This is a genomic window from Pseudomonas sp. PI1 (assembly GCF_000812405.1).
GTDB lineage: Bacteria > Pseudomonadota > Gammaproteobacteria > Pseudomonadales > Pseudomonadaceae > Pseudomonas > Pseudomonas citronellolis.
In genome coordinates this window covers 14,180-30,882 of sequence record NZ_JWMC01000047.1, presented here as the reverse complement: position 1 = coordinate 30,882, position 16,703 = coordinate 14,180, and the positions used below count along the sequence as shown (strand labels likewise).

Below are 16,703 nucleotides of genomic sequence, written 5' to 3'. Positions count from 1 at the left end.
AGCGAAGGGGAAGGGGCGGCGGGAAGGGCCGGGCTTCAGCCCGGCAGTGGAGCGAACGGCGTCAGAGCGCTTCCTGGCCGTCGGCGCGGTAGACCTCGCGGCCGCCGAACAGGGTGTGCAGCACCGTGGCCTCGCCCAGTTCGGCGTCGGGGACGCTGAACAGGTCGCGGTCGAGCACCACCAGGTCGGCTTGCTTGCCGGGGGCCAGGCTGCCGATCTTCTCGCCCAGGCCTATGGCCTTCGCGGCATTGGCGGTGTACGCGTAGAACATGGCCTGGCGGTCGATGCGCTGCTCGGGGTTGAGCACGCCCTTCGGGCCCTGGCGCGTCACCGCCTGGTACATGGCCTTCAGCGGGTCGGGGGTGGACACCGGCCAGTCGCTGGCCCCGGCTATGGTGGCGCCGGCGTCCAGCAGCGATTTCGCCGGGTACATGTAGCGGAAGGCGTCGTCGGCGATGTAGGGCTTGACCAGGTCGAGGGTGTAGTCCTCGGCGGTGGCCCAGTCCAGCTGCATCGAGGCGATCACGCCCAACTGCCTGAAGCGCGGGAAGTCCGCCGGGTTGACCAGTTGCAGGTGGGTGATGGAGTGGGCGACGCCGCTTTGCCGGTCCTTGCGCGCCTGGGCGATGCCGTTGAGCGACTCGCGCACCGCGCGGTCGCCGATGGCGTGGATGTGCACCAGCCAGCCGCGGGCGTCGGCGGCGCTGACCAGCTCGCCGAAGTGCCGCGGATCGAGCAGCAGCTCGCCGGGCTTGTGCAGGTTGCTGTAGTTCTCCAGCAGCGCGGCGGACTGCGCCGGGTATTCCAGCACGCCGTCGGCGAATACCTTGATGCCCGGCAGGCTCAGGTTGGGGATGCCCTGGAACTGCTGGCGCACCTTGTCGATCACCGCCAGGTCCGCCGGGCGGCTCTTCGGGTTGACCACCAGCAGCGCGGCGACATGGGCGCTGAGTTGGCCCTGTTGCGCCAGGTCGCGGTACACCGGCAGCACGCCGACGGTGTGCTCCGTGGGCTTGATGTCGAACAGCGCCTGGCCCGGGCTGCCGTTGGCCGCCGGGTCCATCCAGGCGGTGATGCCCAGGCTGTTGTTGTACCGCACGGCGGCCAGGCCGGCGCGGTCGAGGGTCTGCTGGTCGGCGGCGGGCATGGCCGCGGCGACGCGGTCGAAGCCGGAGTCGACGACGAAGCCGCTGGGGGTGAAGTCCGGCGCGTGGCCGATGTTCTGCTGCTCGGTGCCCGGCAGCGAGCGCACCAGCGCCGCGTCCAGCTTGGCGCAGCGCAGCATGGCGGCATTGGCCCAGGCGGTGTGGTGGTCGCTGCCGATGAGCACGATGGGCACCTGGGCCCATTCGCCGGCATTGAAAATCTTCGCCAGCCCCTCGGCCTGGGACCAGTAGCTGGAGTGCATGCCGTTCAGCACCAGGATGTCGCCGATCCGGGCCTTGCCGTTGTCGCGGGCCTCGCGCAGGCGTTGCGCCAGCTCGTCGAGGCCGACCTGCTCGTCCTCCATGCTCGCGGCGATCAGCTCCAGGCCGCCGAAGATGGCGTGCGAGTGGCTGTCGATGAAACCGGGCATCAGCAGCTTGCCGCCCAGGTCCACCTGGCGGCTGTGGGCGTCGGCGAGGGCGCGCACTTCCTGGTCGCTGCCGACCTTCAGCACCTTGTCGCCGGCGATGGCCAGCGCCTGTTGCAGCGGCTGCCCGGGCTCGGCGGTGAAGACCTTGGCGTTGTACAGGATCAGGTCGGCGGTTTGTGCGTGGGCTTCCAAAGTGCCCAGTGCGATTGCGACAGCGAGTGCGCCCTTGATGAGACTTCGCATGCTTCCCCCTTGCTTGGTGGTTGATTTTTATTGGTCTGGGCAAGAGGCTAATGGCCCGGGGCTATTTCCCGAAAGCCAGTCGCTGGCACAAGACTTGTGAAAATCTGGAAAGAATATGGACAGGTTCAGTAGCCTCGCCCTTTTCGTCGCCTGCGCCGAGACCGGCAGTTTCAGCCGCGCCGCCGAGCAACTGGGCAAGACGCCCTCGGCGGTGACCAAGGCCATCGGCCAGTTGGAGGCCAGCCTCGGCGCCCGCCTGTTCGAGCGCACCACCCGCAGCATGGCCCTGACCGAGGCCGGGCAGCTGTACCTGGACAGCGCCCGCGAGGTGCTGGCGCGCATGCACGAGACCGCCGAGGAAATCGGCCAGCTGCAGCACAGCCTGCGCGGCAGCCTGCGGATCACCGCGCCGCTGGCCTTTGGCGCGGCCTTCCTCAACGACGTCTGCGCCGACTTCCTCATCCAGCACCCGCAACTGCGCCTGCAGGTGGACCTGAGCGACAGCTACGTCGACCTGCTCGACGGCCGCTACGACCTGGCCCTGCGCCTGGGCCACAGCAACCTGCCGGGGCTGATCGTGCGGCCGCTGGTGGAGAACCGCCTGGTGCTCTGCGCCAGCCCCGAATACCTGGCGCGCCGCGGCGAGCCCCGGCACCCGCTGGAGCTGGCCGAGCACGACCGCCTGACCTACTGGCACCCGGCGCTGGACACCCGCTGGTGGCTGGAGCGCGACGGCGAGCGCTTCTCCATCCTGCGCGAGGGGCGCCTGAGCAGCGACAACCACGAACTGCTGCTGGCCGCCTGCCTCAAGGGCAGGGGCCTGATGCCCTGCCCGCTGTGGAGCGTCCAGCCCTACCTGCGCGACGGGCGCCTGCGCAGCGTGCTGGAGGACTACCACTTCGACCCCGACGCCTTCGGCCAGCGCATCCTCGCCGTCTACCCCAGCCACAGGCGCGCCACGCGCAAGATCCTCACCTTCATCGAGCACCTGGAAGAGGCCCTGCGCCAACTGGGCATCGAGGCCTAGCGCCCGCGGAAACGCCCCGGCGGCACGCCCTTCCAGCGCTTGAAGGCGTGGATGAAGTTGGACACCTCGCCATAGCCCAGGCGCTCGGCGATCTCTTCCAGGCGGATGGCGCCGGTGCCCAGCAGTTCCTCGGCCAGGGCCTGGCGCACCTCGTCGAGCAGGGCGCGGTAGCTGCTGCCCTCGTCCTGCAGGCGGCGGCGCAGGGTGCGCGAGGTCATGTGCAGTTCCGCCGCCACCTGCTCCATGTCCGGCAGGCGCCCGGGCGTGCGCAGCAGGCGGTCGCGGATGCGTCCGGCCAGGCCGCCCAGTTCCTGGCGGCGGGCCAGCAGCGCGCGGCACTCTTCCTCGCAGTGCCGCGCCACCTGCGGGTTGGCGCCGGGCAGCGGCAGGTCGAGGGCGGCGCTGGTGAAGACGATGCGGTTGGCGGGCTGGCCGAACGCCGGTTCCACGCCCAGTTCGGCCAGGTACAGGCTGCCGTCGGCAGGTTGGGGGCGGCGGAATTCGGCGCACAGGATCGGCAGCGGGCGCCCGGTGAGGTCGCGCTGGATGCGCAGCACGCCGCCCAGGTCGCGTTCGCAGGCGAAGGCGCGGACGTCCTTCGGCACGCCGCTGTCGTCCAGCAGCAGGTGGGCCTCGGCGCCGTCCTCCAGCAATTCCAGGCGGGTGAACACGTAGGTCAGCCCCAGGTAGCGCAGGCCGAGCAGGGCGGCGCTGCGGAAGGTCGGGCTGCTGAGCAGGGCGAAGCCCCAGATGCCGTAGGTGTTCAGGTGGTAGCGCAGGCCGGCCTGCAGGCCGCTGCCGGCGGGCAGCCGCTGCGCCAGGTTGCGCAGCACCTGCAACTCGCAGGCGGCGTCGATCTCGCGGGCCGGGTCGGCGAGCACCGCCAGGTCCAGGCCGCTGCCGTGCAGGCAGTCCTCCAGCGCCAGGCCGTGGTCGAGGCCGAACTGGGTGAGCAGTTGCACGCTCAGGGCGCTGCGGCGGCTGGGCCGGGGCTGGTCGGGCATCGCGGGCTCCGTCTTGTCCGGAAATCACAATTTAATGTCCGACTATGCCATAAACCGGCGCCGCCGGCGGCACTAGCCTATGCTCATCCGCCAGCGCGGCGGATGACGGCAGGCCCCGCGCGGCCGCCGTCCAGCCAAACCGGGAGCACAACAATGCACAATACTTCCCGTGATCCGGCACCCTTGCGCGTGCTGATCATCGGCGCCGGCTTCGGCGGCCTGGGCCTGGCCGTCCGCTTGCAACAGGCCGGCATCCACGACTACCTGATCCTCGAAAAGGCCGCCGACGTCGGCGGCGTGTGGCGCGAGAACGGCTACCCCGGCGCCGCCTGCGACGTGCCTTCGCACCTGTATTCCTTCTCCTTCGAACCCAAGGCCGACTGGAGCCGCAAGTTTGCCCCGCAGGGGGAAATCCTCGACTACCTGCGCCACTGCGCCGACAAGTACGGCCTGCGCGAACGCATCCGCTTCGGCTGCGAGGCGGTGGATGCCCGCTTCGACGAGGCCGCCGGAGAATGGCAGGTGCGCTGCGCCGACGGCCAGACGCTGCGCGCCCGCGCCCTGGTCTGCGCCACCGGCCAGCTGAGCCGGCCGCTGTACCCGCGCATCGCCGGGCTCGACGACTTCAAGGGCGTGGCCTTCCACTCGGCGCGCTGGGACCACCGCGCCGACCTGCGCGGCAAGCGCGTGGCGGTGATCGGCACCGGCGCCAGCGCCATCCAGTTCGTCCCGCGCATCGCCCCGCAGGTGGCCGAGCTGCTGCTGTTCCAGCGCAGCGCGCCCTACGTGATCGCCAAGCCGGACCGCCCCTACGCCGCCTGGGAACGCCGCCTGAAGGCGCGCCTGCCCTGGCTGCAGCGCCTGGACCGCGGCCTCAAGTACCTGCAGCACGAGGCGCGGGTGCTGGCCTTTTCCACCTTCCCGCCGCTGATGAAGTTCATGCAGCTGAGCTTCCGCCTGAACCTGCGCCGCGGCATCGCCGACGCGCAGCTGCGCCGGCGGCTGATCCCGGACTACCCGCTGGGTTGCAAGCGCATCCTCATCAGCAACGACTACTACCCGGCGCTGGCGCGGGACAACGTGCGGGTGATCGACAGCGGCATCGAGCGGGTGACCGGGGACGCCGTCGTCACCCGCGACGGCCAGCGCCACCCGGTGGATGCCATCGTCTTCGGCACCGGCTTCGCCGCCACCGAGTTCCTCGCCCCGCTGCGCGTCCAGGGCCTGGGCGGGAGCTGGCTGGAACAGGCCTGGGCCGGGGGCGCCGAGGCCTACAAGGGCATCAGCGTCGCCGGTTTCCCCAACCTGTTCATCCTCTACGGGCCGAACACCAACCTGGGGCACAACTCCATCGTCTACATGCTGGAGAGCCAGTTCCCCTACGTGCTGGCCTGCCTGCGCCACCTGGACCGCCAGGGCCTGCGCTACCTGGACGTGAAGCCCGAGGTGCAGCGCGCCTACAACCAGGCCCTGCAGCACGGCCTGCAGCACACTGTGTGGGAGAGCGGTTGCGACAGCTGGTACAAGACCGCCGCCGGCCGCAACACCAACAATTGGCCGGGCTTCACCTTCCGCTACCGCCAACAGACCCGCCAGCCGGAGTTCGCCGACTATGAAGGCGCCCGTTGAGTTCGTACCGCCCGTTTCCACCTCGCAGCGCCTGCTCGCCGGCCTGCTGCGCGGCACCCTGCGCCTGCTGTTCCGCGGGCTGATGCGCCCGTCGATCCCGGTGCCGATGCAGCGCCGGGTGCTCAATGCGCTCACCGCCGCGACCCTGACCCCGCGCGGCGTGCAGCGCAGCGCGGAAGTCATCGCCGGGGTGCCCTGCGAATGGCAGCGCGCGGGCCAGGGCGAAGGCCGCACGCTGCTCTACCTGCACGGCGGCGCCTACCTGGTAGGCTCGCCGGCCACGCACCGGGCGATCACCGCCAACCTGGCGCGCCTGGGCCGCCTCGACGTGTGCGCGGCGGATTACCGCCTGGCGCCGGAGCACCGCTTCCCGGCGCCGCTGGAGGATGCCCTGGCGGTGTACCAGGCGCTGCTGGCGCGCGGCCAGGACCCGGCGCGGCTGGCCGTGGCCGGGGATTCGGCCGGCGGCCACCTGACCCTGCAGCTGGCCGTGGCGCTGAAGGAGCGCGGCCTGCCGTTGCCCGGCGCGCTGGTGGTGTTCTCGCCGGTCACCGACGTCAGCTGCACCCAATGGCACCAGCCAAAGGCCGGCGACCCGCTGATCAGCCGCGCCTGGGTGGACAGCGCCATCGCGATGTTCTGCCCGCCCGGCGTGGCGCGCGACTCGGCGCAGCTGTCGCCGCTGTTCGCCGACCTGGCCGGGTTGCCGCCGCTGCTGATCCAGGTCGGCGAGGACGAGGTGCTGCGCAACGACAGCCTGCGTCTGGCCGGCGCGGCGCGTAAGCGGGGAGTGGACGTCACCCTGCAGCGCTACCGCGACTGCTGGCACGTGTTCCAGGCCCACGCCGGGGTGCTGCGCATCGCCGACCAGGCCCTGGGCGAGGTGGCGGGCTTCCTCGGCCGGCACCTCGGGGGAGGGCGCTGATGCACGGCATCCTCATCACCGGGGCGGCTTCGGGCATAGGCGCGGCCAGCGCGCGACTGTTCCACGCCCGCGGCTGGCGCGTCGGCCTGCTGGACCTGAACGCCGAGGCATTGGCCGGGCTCGCCGCCGAACTGGGTGGCGCCTGGCAGCGGGCGCTGGACGTGACCGATGCGGCGGCGGCGCGCGCGGCCGTGGCGGACTTCGTCGGCGCCGGCGACGGCCGCCTGCGCCTGCTGTTCAACTGCGCCGGCATCCTGCGCTTCGGCCGCTTCGAGGAAATCCCCGCGCAGGACCACGCCCGCCTGCTGGCGATCAACGTGCAGGGCCTGCTCAACTGCTGCCATGCCGCCTTCGAGCACCTCAAGGCCACCCCCGGCGCCCAGGTGCTGAACATGGGCTCGGCCTCGGGGCTGTACGGGGTGCCGGAGATGGCCACCTACTCGGCCTCGAAGTTCGCCGTGCGCGGCTTCACCGAGGCGCTGGAACTGGAATGGCGGCGCCATGGCATCCGCGTCGCCGACCTGATGCCGCCCTTCGTGCGTACGCCCATGGTCACCAGCCAGGGCTACGAGCCGCCGGTGCTGCGCCGCCTGGGCGTGCGCCTGAAGGCCGAGGACATCGCCGCGGCGGCCTGGCGCCAGGCCCACAGCGACAAGGTGCACCGGCCCATTGGCGCGCTGTTCCGGGCGATGTACTGGTCCGGCCAGCTGTCGCCGCCGGCACTCAACCGCTGGGTGATGGGTTGGCTCAGCCGCGACTGACGGAAAGGGGCTTGCACCCATGGGGCGCAGCCCGGATGCTGTAGGGCTGGTCTGCAGCTGTAGGAAGTCGGCTGCCTTTCCCTTCGCCTGTCGCAAGGAAGCCGCCATGCCTTTCGCCTATTTCTGCCTGGCCCTGTCGATGCTGCTGGTCGGCGGCAACATCGCCATCGGCAAGCTGGTGCTGGAAGAACTGCCCGTCTACCTGTTCGCCCTGCTGCGCTTCCTTATCGCCAGCCTGGTGCTGCTGCCCGGCCTGGCCCTGCCGCGGGTGCGCGCGGGGCTGGATGGCGGCGCCTGCCGCGGGCTGTTCCTGCAGGCCTTCTTCGGCTGCTTCCTGTTCAGCCTGTGCATGCTGCACGGCGTGCAGCTGACCTCCGCCACCAGCGCCGGCATCATCACCAGCGCCACGCCCAGCGTCATCGCCCTGCTGGCCTGGCTGTGGCTGCGCGAGCGCCTGGAGCCGCGCGGCCTGCTGGCCATCGCCCTGGCGGTGCTGGGCATCGCCGCGCTGAACCTGCTGGAGCGCCCGGCGGGCGGCCGCAGCGGCGTGCTGGGCAACGCCCTGGTGCTGGGCGCGGTGCTCGCCGAGGCGCTGTTCGCCATCTACTCGCGGCGCCTGTCGCTGCACCTGCACCCCTGGACCATGGCCCTGGGCGTCAACCTCGCCGGGCTGCTGCTGTTCCTGCCGCTGGCGCTGCCCGAGGCGCGGGCGCTGGACTGGCGCGCGGTGCCGGCGGCGACCTGGGGCTGGACGCTGTTCTACGCCCTGAGCGCCAGCGTGCTGTCGTTCCTGCTGTGGTACCGCGGCATTTCCCGGGTGCCGGCCAGCACCGCCGGGCTGTTCACCGGGCTGATGCCGGTGGGCTCGGCGCTGGTCGGCGTGAGCCTGCTGGGCGAGCGTTTCGGCGCCGGCCACGCCCTGGGCATGGCCCTGGTGCTGGCGGCCCTGCTGCTGGCGACGCGCCCCGCGGCGCTGCCGCCCGTCGCCGCCGAACGTACCGACTGACCGGTAGGGCGGCATTCGGCCTGCATAGACGCTACTCTGAAACTGTTGGTTGCCGGCAGACAGGCCTTCCTGCCTGCCAGTTCAAGACCTTTGGCGACCAATTGGGGGACGTTGAAGCATTTTTGGCGTTTCCTGTGGCACAGCGAGTGCCCGCCGCGGGCCCGGTCGCAAGCCAGGCCCGCATCGGCTGGGAAACTAGGTGAAACCCTGAACGTCTCGAAAGGAGGTGCGTACCATGGAAAAGCCCCTCTCGGAGGATATCAGTGTCAATGTGCTGCGCCGGATGAAGGAAGGGGGCTTCGATTTCGCCCGCATTCATCCCATCGACTTCTTCGCCATCTTTCCCGATGAACAGAACGCCCGCCAGGCCGCCCGGCAATTCCGTGGCGAATCCCTGAGGGCCCAGGTCGAAGCCCGCTCCGACGGTGGCTGGAACCTGCAGATCAGCAAGGTGATGTTCGCCACCCACGCGGCGATCGGCGCATTCGAACACGACCTGGAGGAAGTCGTGGCGCCGCTCGGAGGTGTGCTCGACGGCTGGGGCGTTACCCAGGAAGTGAGCAGCCTGCGTCCCTGATCCAACACCTTCGTCTCGCCGCCAGGCCGCGTCGGCCGGCGGCTTCCCACTCCCATGAACCCCATGCGCCCGCGCCGCCGGAAGGCGGTGCGGGCCTGCCCGCGGGCGCGCTGGGGGTTATGGTCGCGCGCCTTTTGCGGCAGACTGCCGCGCGGAGGTAAGCATGACCGATATCCTGATCCTGACCCACGCCGACTTCTGCCCGCCGGGCCACCTGGCCCGCGTGCTCGACCGCGCCGGCCTGGGCTTCGAAGTGCGCCGCGCCGACCACGGCGAGCTGGACGGCTACGACCTGGAGCGCCCGAAGGCCGTGGCCATCATGGGCGGCCCCATGAGCGTGAACGACGACCTGCCCTGGCTGCGCACCGAGGTGGCGGCGCTGCGCCGCTTCATCGAGCGCCGGGTGCCGCTGATCGGCCACTGCCTGGGCGGCCAGTTGCTGGCCAAGGCCCTGGGCGCATCCATCCGCCAGCAGGGCTACACCGAGATGGGCTGGCAGCCGATGCGCCGCCTGGAGGCCGAGAGCCCGTGGCTGGCGCACCTGCCCGAGGAATTCCCGATCTACCAGTGGCACGGCGATACCTTCGAGCTGCCTGAGGGCGCCGAGCACCTGCTGTCCAGCCCCTGGTGCGCCAACCAGGGCTTCTCCTGGGGCGGCTTCGTCCTCGGCCTGCAGGGCCACCCGGAGATGACCGAGGAACTGGTCAGCGGCTGGATCAACGGCTGGCCGCAGTACCTGGACCCCAGCCAGCCGAGCCAGGAAAGCGCCGAGGTGATGCTCGCCGACCTGCCGCGCAAGGTGGCCGAACTGAACCGCGTGGCCGAGGGCTTCTACGCCCATTGGCTGAAGCTGGCCGGCCTGGCGTGAGCGAACGGGGCGCACGGCCGTGCGCCCCGGGGTTTGCTGTAATCCGGCGGTTTACAGCTGTGTATACTGCGGCTCCAGGCTTCTTCCAGCACAGGACCGCGTATGACGGAAAACAGCTTCGCCTTCCGCCTCAAGGAATTGCTCGAGCTCAACAAGCTGACCCTGCAGGCCGTGGCCACCGCGCTGGGCATCTCGCGTACCGCGGTGCACAAGTGGACGCGCGGCGGCGAGATCGACTACGACAACCTGCGCAAGCTGGCCGCCTTCCTCAAGGTCAACTGGATCTGGCTGCGCTACGGCGAGGAAGCCGTGCGCGACCTGCAGGCGCTGGAGCCCATCGAACTGCCGATGACCGACGTGCGCCGCCGCTACACCGCCGAGATCATGGAGAGCGAGGCGCGCATGAAGCTGGCCCAGGAAAGCGCGCGCATCGTCACCTGGGAGTGGAACCTGATCAGCGACGAGGTGACCTATTCGCCCAACGTCGAGGAGGTCTACGGCTGGCCGGTGAGCCACAACCAGGACTTCTGGCCGCACCTGCCGGCCGAGGACGTGGCCGCCATGCGCGCCATGTACGACCAGGCCATCGCCGAGGGCAGCGGCTGCGAGTGCGACTTCCGCATCTACCGCCCGGACGGCGAGCTGCGCTGGATCGCCTCCCGCGCCCGGGTGATCAAGGACAGCGCCGGGCGCTCGGTGAAGATAGTCGGCATCAGCATGGACAACACCGCGCGCATGGCCGCCGAGGAAGAGCTGCGCAACAGCGAGGAGCGCTTGCGCGCCATCTTCGAGCTGACCTGGGGCGCGCTGGCCTACATCGGCCTGGACGGCACCTGGCAGCGCGTCAACGGCAGCCTCTGCGAACTGCTCGGCTATAGCGCCGAGGAGCTCTACGGCATGACCTTCCAGCAACTCACCCACCCCGACGACCTGGAGCGCACCCTGCAGCTGCTGCGCAGCATGCTGGCCGGCGAGATCGACCGCTACGTGGTGGAAAAGCGCTGCCGGCGCAAGGACGGCCGCTACGTCTGGGTGCGCGCCCGCACCTCGCTGCAGCGCCGCCGCCAGGACGGCCTGCCGGAGCACCTGATCAGCGTCTACGAAGACATAGGCCCGGCCCGCGCCGAACGCGAACGCCTGCAGGCGCGCATCGCCGAGCTGGAGGCGCAGCTGGCCGGGTAGGCGCGGGCTGCGCCCGCGATATCGCGCGCAGGGCGCGCTCCTACAGGGGAATGGTGTGGGTGGGGCAGCGTAGGAGCGGATCTCATCCGCGAATCGCGCCAGAATGTCCGGCTATCGCGGACAAGGTCCGCTCCTACGGGAGAGGGCAAGAGCTTCTACAGCGACCAGGCCTCGCGCCTGCTGCTGACCCCCGCCGACAGCACCCTGTCGCGCCTGACGCGCCTGGGCCGGCAGGAAAGCGCCAACATCGCCAGCCTGATCGAGCAGGTGGAGCCGGAAGCGTTCGCCCGCGTGGTGGAGCTGCTGGCCGGCGCGCGCCGCGTGCGCATCCACGGCATGCGCCAGTTCACCTCGCTGGCGTTGTTCATGTCCTATGGCCTGGGGATGTTGCGCCCCGATGTGGCGGCGCTGGACTCCAACCGCCAGGGCGTGGCCGATGCCCTGGCGCAGCTGGATGCCGGCGACGTGCTGGTGGTCGCCAGTTGCTTCCCCTATACGCCCAGCGTGCTGGCCACCGCCGAAGTGGCGGCGCGCCACGGCATCGAGGTGGTGGCCCTGACCGATTCTTCGAGTTCGCCGTTGGCGCGGGTGGCGGCGCACAGCTTCTACGTGCCCAACCACAGCCTGTTCTACAGCAACAGCATGTGCGCCTTCATGCTCCTGGCCCAGGGGCTGCTCAGCGAAGTGGCCGGACGGCTGGGCGAGAGTGCACTGGCCTCGCTCAAGCACCGCGAAGCGCTGATCAGCGAGTTGAACGCCTCGCTCTGAGCCTGCCTCAGGCTACCTGCACGCTGGCCTTGCGCGGATGTTCGCGCGCCAGGTATTCGGCCAGGCGCAGTTTCTGCGCGGCATCGAGGAACAGCCCCAGCTTGCTGCGGCGCCAGAGGATGTCATCGGCGTTCTCGGCCCATTCCTCGCGGCACAGGTAGTCCACTTCGCGGGCGTAGAGCCCGGCGCCCAGGTGTTCGCCCAGGTCGGTTTCGCCCTTCACCCCGTCGAGCAGGCGCCAGCTGCGCGTGCCGTAGCTGGTGGCCCAGCGCCGCGCCAGGCCGGCCGGCAGCCAGGGATGCCTGGCCAGCAGCTCGACGGCCAGGTCCTTGGGGCTGCTCATGTTTTCGCCGCCGGGCAGCGGGGCATCGGCGGTCCAGGCCGGGCCCAGGCGCGGGAAGGTCGGCGCCAGCTCGGCCAGGGCGGCCTCGGCCAGCTTGCGGTAGGTGGTCAGCTTGCCGCCGAACACCGACAGCAGCGGCGCCTCGCCTGGCGCACCCTGCAGCGCCAGGGTGTAGTCGCGGGTGACGGCGGACGGCTCGTCCGACTCGTCGTCGCACAGCGGGCGCACCCCGGAGAAGCTCCAGAGGATGTCTTCGCGATGCAGCTGGCGCTTGAAGTGGGCGTTGACCACCGCCAGCAGGTAGCCGGTTTCCTCGTCGCTGATCTGCACCTTCGCCGGGTCGCCCAGGTATTCGCGGTCGGTGGTGCCGATCAGGGTGAAGCGCCCCAGGTAGGGAATGACGAAGACGATGCGGCGGTCCTCGTTCTGCAGGATGTACGCCTGCTCGCCCTCGTACAGCCGCGGCACCACCAGGTGGCTGCCCTGGATCAGGCGGATGCCGTAGGGCGGCCGCTGGCGCAGGTCGTCGCGGAGGAACTGCGCCACCCAGGGCCCGGCGGCGTTGACCAGGGCGCGGGCGCGGATCGAGTAGAGGCTGCCGTCGTCGCGCTCCAGGTGCAGGTGCCACAGGCCCTTGCTGCGCCGCGCGCTGACGCAGCGGGTGCGCGGGTGCACGTGGGCGCCGCGCTCGCGGGCGGCCATGGCGTTGAGCACCACCAGGCGGGCGTCGTCGACGGAACAGTCGGCATACTCGAAGCCGCGGCGCAGGTGCTCCTGCAGCGGGCTGTCGGCGCCGAAGCGCAGGCCGCGCGAGGCCGGCAGCTTCTCGCGCCGGCCCAGGTGGTCGTAGAAGAACAGCCCGGTGCGGATCATCCAGGCCGGGCGCAGGTGCGGCTGGTGCGGCAGGACGAAACGCAGCGGGTGGACGATGTGCGGCGCCTTGGCCAGCAGCACCTCGCGCTCGGCCAGAGCCTCGCGCACCAGGCGGAATTCGCCGTGCTCCAGGTAGCGCAGGCCGCCGTGGACCAGCTTGCTGCTGGCCGAGGAGGTGTGGCTGGCCAGGTCGTGCTGTTCGCAAAGGAAGGTGAGCAGGCCGCGCCCGGCGGCGTCCGCCGCGATGCCCGCGCCATTGATGCCGCCGCCGACCACCGCCAGGTCGTAGACCTCAGCCAGGGGAGCGGAGCGCTTGTGGGAATGGCTCATGGGGCGTCCTCTTGGCTGTAAATGAACATAAATTCGTTCGAATTCGAAAATATGATAGGCGAGCGAACGCCGAATGGCCAGGCTGAAGCCCAGCCATTCGGCTGATTTACCGGGGATTTTCGGATTCGAACGTAAAGCGCGTCAGACCAGCTCCAGCTGCACCTTGTGCTGGGCCAGCAGGCGCGCCACGGCGGGCGGTGGCGCGGCGTCGGTGAACAGGCGGTCGACCAGGCCGATCGGCCCCAGGCGCACCAGGGCGTTGCGCCCGAACTTGCTGGAGTCGGCGGCGAGGAACACCTGCCGGGCGTTGTCGATGATGGCGCGGGAGACGCGCACTTCCTGGTAGTCGAAGTCCAGCAGGCTGCCGTCGTCGTCGATGCCGCTGATGCCCACCAGGGCGAAGTCGGCGCGGAACTGCTCGATGAAGTCCACCGCCGCCTGGCCGACCACGCCGCCGTCGCTGCGCACGGTGCCGCCGGCCACCAGCACTTCGAAGTCGTCCTTGGCGCTGAGGGTGGCGGCGACGTGCAGGTTGTTGGTGATGATCTTCAGGTGGCGATGCCCGAGCAGGGCGCGGGCGATGGCCTCGGTGGTGGTGCCGATGTTGATGAACAGCGAGGCGTCGTCGGGAATCTGCGCCGCCACCGCCTCGGCGATGCGCTGCTTCTCGTCGCGCATCTGGTCGGCGCGGGTGTTGTAGGCGGTGTTCTCGATGCTCGAGTCCCAGGCTGCGCCGCCGTGGTAGCGGCGCAGCAGGCTGCGCTCGGCGAGCTGGTTGATGTCGCGGCGGATGGTCTGCGGGGTGACGGCGAACTGCTGGGCCAGCTCCTCGATGCTCAGGTAGCCGCGTTCGCGGACCAGGTCGAGGATGTCTTGCTGTCGGGGGGGCAGGTTCATCTGCGCTCTCGTGGGGGCGGGGCGGAGGGTCAAGGATGCCGGAGTGGGGCGGGGCTGTCATGTGGGGCTGTTCGTGCCGCCGGTGAATCCGATCGCGGACGGAGTCCGCTCCTGCGGGCGCAGGTCTCCTCGTAGGATGGGTTGAGCGAAGCGATACCCATCACCCTGGCCCGATGGGTTTCGCAGGCTCAACCCATCCTGCGAAAAGCACCTCGGCGCAGTCGGTGACCTCCGCGCACTGGCGAGAGGGCGCTCTTGAAGCCGACCTCCCCAGCCCCGCCTTTCGCCCGTGCGACCTATTCTTATAGCCAACAGCCGACCCTATTCCCCCGCGGAATGTAAGCCCATACGCTGCAGGGGATCGACGGAAAGCCTCCGTCAGCATTCGGGGCTCACAATGTATAAAGATCTGAAATTCCCCATCCTCATCGTCCACCGCGACATCAAGGCCGACACCGTCGCCGGCGACCGCGTCCGCGGCATCGCCCGCGAACTGGAGCTGGACGGCTTCAGCATCCTTTCCACCGCCAGCGCCACCGAGGGGCGCATCGTCGCCTCCACCCACCATGGCCTGGCCTGCATCCTGGTCGCCGCCGAGGGGGCGGGGGAGAACCAGCGCCTGTTGCAGGACGTGGTCGAGCTGATCCGCGTGGCGCGGGTGCGGGCGCCGCAACTGCCGATCTTCGCCCTCGGCGAGCAGATGACCATCGAGAACGCGCCGGCCGAGTCCATGGCCGACCTGCACCAGCTGCGCGGCATCCTCTACCTGTTCGAGGACACCGTGCCCTTCCTCGCCCGCCAGGTCTCGCGGGCCGCGCGCAAGTACCTGGAGGGCCTGCTGCCGCCGTTCTTCCGCGCCCTGGTGGAGCACACCGCGCAATCCAACTACTCCTGGCACACGCCCGGCCACGGCGGCGGCGTGGCCTACCGCAAGAGCCCGGTGGGGCAGGCCTTCCACCAGTTCTTCGGGGAGAACACGCTGCGCTCGGACCTGTCCGTCTCGGTGCCCGAACTGGGCTCGCTGCTGGACCACACCGGCCCGCTCGCCGAAGCCGAGGCCCGCGCCGCGCGCAATTTCGGCGCCGATCACACCTTCTTCGTCATCAACGGCACCTCCACGGCGAACAAGATCGTCTGGCATTCCATGGTCAGCCGCGACGACCTGGTGCTGGTGGACCGCAACTGCCACAAGTCGGTGCTGCACTCGATCATCATGACCGGCGCCATCCCGCTGTACCTGTGCCCGGAGCGCAACGAGCTGGGCATCATCGGGCCCATCCCGCTGTCTGAGTTCAGCCGCGAGTCGATCGCCGCGAAGATCGCCGCCAACCCCCTGGCCCGCGGCCGCGAGCCGAAGGTGCGGCTGGCGGTGGTGACCAACTCCACCTACGACGGCCTGTGCTACAACGCCGAGCTGATCAAGCAGGCCCTGGACGGCAGCGTCGAGGTGCTGCACTTCGACGAGGCCTGGTACGCCTACGCCGCCTTCCACGAGTTCTACGACCGCCGCTACGGCATGGCCACCAGCCGCGGCGAGGACGGCCCGCTGGTGTTCACCACGCATTCCACCCACAAGATGCTGGCGGCCTTCAGCCAGGCCTCGATGATCCACGTGCAGGACGGCGGCAAGCGGCGCCTGGACCGCGCGCGCTTCAACGAAGCCTTCATGATGCACATCTCCACCTCGCCGCAGTACGGCATCATCGCCTCGCTGGACGTGGCCTCGGCGATGATGGAGGGCCCGGCCGGGCGTTCGCTGATCCAGGAGACCTTCGACGAGGCCCTGAGCTTCCGCCGCGCCCTGGCCAACGTGCAGCAGAACCTGGCGGCCGGCGACTGGTGGTTCTGCGTGTGGCAGCCGCCGGGGGTGGAGGGCACCGACGAGGTGCGCACCCGCGACTGGCTGCTGGAGCCCGACGCCGAGTGGCACGGCTTCGGCGAGGTGGAAGACGACTACGTGCTGCTCGACCCGATCAAGGTCACCCTGGCCACCCCGGGCCTGAACGCCGCCGGGCGTCTCGAGGAGCACGGCATCCCCGCCGCGGTGGTCGGCCGCTTCCTCTGGGAGCGCGGCCTGGTAGTGGAGAAGACCGGCCTGTACTCCTTCCTGGTGCTGTTCTCCATGGGCGTGACCAAGGGCAAGTGGAGCACCCTGGTCACCGAGCTGCTGGAGTTCAAGCGCAGCTACGACGGCAACGCGCCGCTATCCGAGGCCCTGCCCAGCGTGCTCCAGGCCGCCCCGGCGCGCTACGCCGGCATGGGCCTGCGCGACCTCTGCGAGCAGTTGCACGCCTGCTACCGCGAGCACGCCACGGCCAAGGCCATGCGCCGCATGTACACCATCCTGCCGGAGCTGGCGCTGCGCCCGGCCGATGCCTACACCCAGCTGGTGCGCGGCGAGGTCGAGGCGGTGCCCATCGAGCGCCTCGAAGGGCGCATCGCCGCGGTCATGCTGGTGCCTTACCCGCCGGGCATCCCGCTGATCATGCCCGGTGAGCGCTTCACCGAGGCGACGCGCTCGATCCTCGACTACCTGGCCTTCGCCCGGACCTTCGAACACGACTTCCCCGGTTTCGATTCCGATGTGCATGGCCTGCAGGTGCAGGACGTGGACGGCCGGCGCTGCTATACAGTTGAGTGCATCGTGGAAAATGCCGACAGCTGATTCCGTCGTCCAGGGCGGCGGAACCTAAG

At 70.0% G+C, this 16,703-nt stretch carries 14 protein-coding genes; 10 read left to right on the top strand and 4 right to left on the bottom strand.

Going from position 1 to position 16,703, the window contains the following annotated elements:
* Positions 1-61: 61 nt before the first annotated feature.
* Complete coding sequence (locus RN02_RS16580; RefSeq protein ID WP_043315370.1) at positions 62-1,819, bottom strand: amidohydrolase; 1,758 nt, start codon at positions 1,817-1,819, stop codon at positions 62-64.
* A gap of 115 nt (positions 1,820-1,934) precedes the next feature.
* Between RN02_RS16580 and RN02_RS16575 the strand changes: the two genes are divergently transcribed.
* Positions 1,935-2,846, top strand: coding sequence for a LysR family transcriptional regulator (locus RN02_RS16575; protein WP_043315369.1), 912 nt, complete (start codon positions 1,935-1,937; stop codon positions 2,844-2,846).
* On the opposite strand, the gene RN02_RS16570 is transcribed toward RN02_RS16575, so the two are convergent.
* A complete protein-coding gene (locus RN02_RS16570) occupies positions 2,843-3,850 on the bottom strand; it encodes an AraC family transcriptional regulator (RefSeq protein ID WP_043315368.1) in 1,008 nt (335 codons plus the stop codon). The genes RN02_RS16575 and RN02_RS16570 overlap by 4 nt on opposite strands.
* A gap of 153 nt (positions 3,851-4,003) precedes the next feature.
* Between RN02_RS16570 and RN02_RS16565 the strand changes: the two genes are divergently transcribed.
* From RN02_RS16565 to RN02_RS16530, 8 genes are all read left to right on the top strand, one after another.
* A complete protein-coding gene (locus tag RN02_RS16565) occupies positions 4,004-5,479 on the top strand; it encodes a flavin-containing monooxygenase (protein ID WP_043315367.1) in 1,476 nt (491 codons plus the stop codon).
* A complete protein-coding gene (locus RN02_RS16560) occupies positions 5,463-6,404 on the top strand; it encodes an alpha/beta hydrolase (RefSeq protein WP_043315366.1) in 942 nt (313 codons plus the stop codon). Before RN02_RS16565 ends, RN02_RS16560 begins: the two co-directional genes overlap by 17 nt.
* Positions 6,404-7,165, top strand: a complete 762-nt coding sequence (locus RN02_RS16555) for an SDR family oxidoreductase (RefSeq protein WP_043315365.1) — start codon at positions 6,404-6,406, stop codon at positions 7,163-7,165. Before RN02_RS16560 ends, RN02_RS16555 begins: the two co-directional genes overlap by 1 nt.
* Before the next feature lie 106 nt (positions 7,166-7,271).
* Positions 7,272-8,171 carry a DMT family transporter gene (locus tag RN02_RS16550; protein WP_043315364.1) on the top strand — a complete coding sequence of 300 codons (900 nt, stop codon included), beginning with the start codon at positions 7,272-7,274 and terminating at the stop codon, positions 8,169-8,171.
* 235 nt (positions 8,172-8,406) lie between these two features.
* The gene (locus tag RN02_RS16545; RefSeq protein ID WP_009619201.1) at positions 8,407-8,748 is read left to right on the top strand and encodes a ribonuclease E inhibitor RraB; all 342 of its coding nucleotides are present in this window, start codon (positions 8,407-8,409) and stop codon (positions 8,746-8,748) included.
* A gap of 163 nt (positions 8,749-8,911) precedes the next feature.
* A complete protein-coding gene (locus tag RN02_RS16540; RefSeq protein ID WP_043315363.1) occupies positions 8,912-9,616 on the top strand; it encodes a type 1 glutamine amidotransferase in 705 nt (234 codons plus the stop codon).
* 102 nt (positions 9,617-9,718) lie between these two features.
* Positions 9,719-10,798: a PAS domain-containing protein gene (locus tag RN02_RS16535; RefSeq protein ID WP_043315361.1), complete on the top strand. Its 1,080-nt coding sequence runs from the start codon at positions 9,719-9,721 to the stop codon at positions 10,796-10,798.
* A 267-nt stretch (positions 10,799-11,065) separates the two neighbouring features.
* Positions 11,066-11,566: a MurR/RpiR family transcriptional regulator gene (locus tag RN02_RS16530; protein WP_236695194.1), complete on the top strand. Its 501-nt coding sequence runs from the start codon at positions 11,066-11,068 to the stop codon at positions 11,564-11,566.
* A gap of 7 nt (positions 11,567-11,573) precedes the next feature.
* On the opposite strand, the gene glpD is transcribed toward RN02_RS16530, so the two are convergent.
* Complete coding sequence (gene glpD, locus RN02_RS16525) at positions 11,574-13,112, bottom strand: glycerol-3-phosphate dehydrogenase (protein WP_043315359.1); 1,539 nt, start codon at positions 13,110-13,112, stop codon at positions 11,574-11,576.
* Between the two features lie 141 nt (positions 13,113-13,253).
* On the bottom strand, positions 13,254-14,009 hold the full coding sequence (locus tag RN02_RS16520; RefSeq protein WP_043315357.1) for a DeoR/GlpR family transcriptional regulator: 756 nt from the start codon (positions 14,007-14,009) through the stop codon (positions 13,254-13,256).
* A 397-nt stretch (positions 14,010-14,406) separates the two neighbouring features.
* Between RN02_RS16520 and RN02_RS16515 the strand changes: the two genes are divergently transcribed.
* The gene (locus RN02_RS16515; RefSeq protein ID WP_009619217.1) at positions 14,407-16,674 is read left to right on the top strand and encodes an Orn/Lys/Arg decarboxylase N-terminal domain-containing protein; all 2,268 of its coding nucleotides are present in this window, start codon (positions 14,407-14,409) and stop codon (positions 16,672-16,674) included.
* The last annotated feature ends 29 nt before the right edge of the window (positions 16,675-16,703 follow it).

What these genes read in the sequence shown, in the direction of transcription:
- RN02_RS16580 (WP_043315370.1), bottom strand. Translation starts at nt 1,819, where the DNA reads ATGCGAAGTCTCATCAAGGGCGCACTCGCTGTCGCAATCGCACTGGGC.
- RN02_RS16565 (WP_043315367.1), top strand. Translation starts at nt 4,004, where the DNA reads ATGCACAATACTTCCCGTGATCCGGCACCCTTGCGCGTGCTGATCATC.
- RN02_RS16520 (WP_043315357.1), bottom strand. Translation starts at nt 14,009, where the DNA reads ATGAACCTGCCCCCCCGACAGCAAGACATCCTCGACCTGGTCCGCGAA.
- RN02_RS16560 (WP_043315366.1), top strand. Translation starts at nt 5,463, where the DNA reads ATGAAGGCGCCCGTTGAGTTCGTACCGCCCGTTTCCACCTCGCAGCGC.
- RN02_RS16540 (WP_043315363.1), top strand. Translation starts at nt 8,912, where the DNA reads ATGACCGATATCCTGATCCTGACCCACGCCGACTTCTGCCCGCCGGGC.
- RN02_RS16545 (WP_009619201.1), top strand. Translation starts at nt 8,407, where the DNA reads ATGGAAAAGCCCCTCTCGGAGGATATCAGTGTCAATGTGCTGCGCCGG.
- RN02_RS16550 (WP_043315364.1), top strand. Translation starts at nt 7,272, where the DNA reads ATGCCTTTCGCCTATTTCTGCCTGGCCCTGTCGATGCTGCTGGTCGGC.
- RN02_RS16515 (WP_009619217.1), top strand. Translation starts at nt 14,407, where the DNA reads ATGTATAAAGATCTGAAATTCCCCATCCTCATCGTCCACCGCGACATC.
- glpD (WP_043315359.1), bottom strand. Translation starts at nt 13,112, where the DNA reads ATGAGCCATTCCCACAAGCGCTCCGCTCCCCTGGCTGAGGTCTACGAC.
- RN02_RS16555 (WP_043315365.1), top strand. Translation starts at nt 6,404, where the DNA reads ATGCACGGCATCCTCATCACCGGGGCGGCTTCGGGCATAGGCGCGGCC.
- RN02_RS16575 (WP_043315369.1), top strand. Translation starts at nt 1,935, where the DNA reads ATGGACAGGTTCAGTAGCCTCGCCCTTTTCGTCGCCTGCGCCGAGACC.
- RN02_RS16570 (WP_043315368.1), bottom strand. Translation starts at nt 3,850, where the DNA reads ATGCCCGACCAGCCCCGGCCCAGCCGCCGCAGCGCCCTGAGCGTGCAA.
- RN02_RS16535 (WP_043315361.1), top strand. Translation starts at nt 9,719, where the DNA reads ATGACGGAAAACAGCTTCGCCTTCCGCCTCAAGGAATTGCTCGAGCTC.